The sequence below is a fragment of the Okeania sp. SIO2B9 genome (genome assembly GCF_010672505.1).
GTDB lineage: Bacteria > Cyanobacteriota > Cyanobacteriia > Cyanobacteriales > Microcoleaceae > Okeania > Okeania hirsuta.
In genome coordinates this window covers 1-1,499 of record NZ_JAAHGK010001571.1, presented here as the reverse complement: position 1 = coordinate 1,499, position 1,499 = coordinate 1, and the positions used below count along the sequence as shown (strand labels likewise).

At 33.4% G+C, this 1,499-nt stretch carries 1 protein-coding gene; it reads left to right on the top strand.

The features are described 5' to 3' along the window. Nucleotides 1-1,255: AAA-like domain-containing protein (locus F6K13_RS32745; RefSeq protein ID WP_287289866.1), on the top strand; the 1,255-nt coding region annotated here is incomplete at its 5' end. Nucleotides 1,256-1,499 lie beyond the last annotated feature (244 nt).

Here is a 1,499-nt window from a genome sequence, read left to right as displayed (position 1 = left end):
GAAGTCTCTCCAGAAAGTTAGATTAGAATTAACTGAATTAAGGATTCAGCAGGAAAAAGCAAAAACAATGATTATCTCGCCACCTATTAATTTTGGTGTGACACTACCAGGTAATTCACAAGTTGAAGAAGAAAGAAGGAAGGAGGAAGAAGGAAGAAGGAAGAAGGAAGAAGGAAGAAGGGAGAAAGAAAAATCTAATCACTTGACTTCTGAACAACAAAAAAAGACGAAGGAAAAAGAGTTATTATTGGATACTCCTTCTGGTCAAGTAGCACTTAATTCTCCCTTTTATGTAGAGCGATCGCCCATAGAGTCAGAGTGTTATGAAACTATTATGAATCCGGGAGCTTTGATTCGAGTTAAAGCACCTAGACAGATGGGAAAAACTTCTTTAATGAGTAGAATTTTGAATTATGCTGAACAGCAAGGATATTGCAAAGCTTGTTTAAATTTTCAGTCAGCAGATGAGGAATTTTTGACTAATCTTGATTTATTTTTAAAATGGTTTTGTGCCAGTATTACTGATGAATTGAATCTAGAAGAAAAACTGTCTGAATATTGGCAAGGAGTATTAGGAAGTAAAAATAAATGTACAAATTATTTTCAAAGATATCTACTATCAGAAATTTCAACTCCTTTAGTTTTAGGGTTAGATGAAGTAGACCAAGTTTTTCAACATCCAGAAATTGCTACTTCCTTTTTTGCTTTGCTCAGGACTTGGCATGAACGTGGTAAAAATGAAGCAGTTTGGCAAAAACTAAGGTTAGTAATTGTACATTCAAAAGAAGTATATATTCCTCTAAATATTAATCAGTCACCTTTTAATGTAGGTTTGCCCATAGAGTTACGAGAACTCAACTGGGAAGAAGTAGAAAATTTAGTCAAATTACATCATCTAGAATGGTCTTCAGAACAGATAAAAGAATTAATGGCAATGGTAGGAGGACATCCTTATTTAGTACGTCAAGCTCTCTATCAAATTGCCCGGGGAAGAATGACTTTAGAAAAGCTATTACAGGTCGCTCCGACAGAAGAAAGTCCCTATTGTGACCACCTACGCCGCCACTTAAATAATCTTGAAGAAAATCCAGAATTATTAACAGTAATTAAACAAATTATTACGATAAATTACCCTATACCTATAGGCACAAAAGAAGGATTCAAATTACGCAGTATGGGATTAGTAAAGTTTCAAGGTAATTTAGTCATGCCTCTATGTGAATTGTATCGGAAATATTTTAGCTATCGACTGTGAAGCCAAACTATAAAATCCCAAATTTATATCATGTCCTGATAATTAGTTATGAAAAAAACTATCCTTTCACTTGCAGAGCAAATCTCTTTTTTCTCCCTACTACCTACTCCCTACTAATTTATTTATAAGTATTCAACCGGACATGATATTAAATCTATGAATTTGTTGAAAAATACTAGATTTTCACCATTTTATCCTGTAGTTAGTCTATAAATAATGTATAGCAGAAAAAAGAAAGGTTTAG